The following is a 434-nucleotide window of genomic DNA, read 5'->3' as shown; positions in this document are numbered from 1 at the left end:
GGGTGCGCGGTCGCTCGACCCCGACGTGCTGCTGGCGGGGCGGCCGAAGGTCCTGGGCCCCGACGAGGTCGTCGTGTGGAAGCCCCGGTGGAGCGCGTTCCACCGCACCCCGCTCGAGGACCTGCTGCGCGAGCGCGGCGTGGACACGGTCGTCGTGGCGGGATGCAACTTCCCGAACTGTCCGCGCGCGACGCTCACCGACGCGAGCGAGCGCGACCTGCGCGCTGTCGTCGTGCCCGATGCGGTCTCGGGCACGACCGAGGAGGGCCTCGCCCAGGTCGCGGGCCTGGGTGTCGTGCTGCGCCCGTCGTCGGCCGTCGTCGCGGCGGTGGCCGGGTCCGTCGGGGCGCGCGACACGAGAGGGACGAAACGCGAGAGACCGGGCACATCGCCCCTCGGTGCGCCACGATAGGGGCATGACCCGACAGGCGGAC

At 74.9% G+C, this 434-nt stretch carries 1 protein-coding gene; it reads left to right on the top strand.

The genetic code is table 11. The features are described from left to right. Positions 1–412 (top strand): isochorismatase family cysteine hydrolase (locus G3I78_RS48705; RefSeq protein ID WP_164437068.1); only part of this gene is annotated, 412 nt, incomplete at its 5' end. Positions 413–434 lie beyond the last annotated feature (22 nt).

Source organism: Streptomyces sp. SID13726, assembly GCF_010548375.1.
Taxonomy (GTDB): domain Bacteria; phylum Actinomycetota; class Actinomycetes; order Streptomycetales; family Streptomycetaceae; genus Streptomyces.
This window is presented reverse-complemented; position numbering and strand designations above follow the sequence as displayed.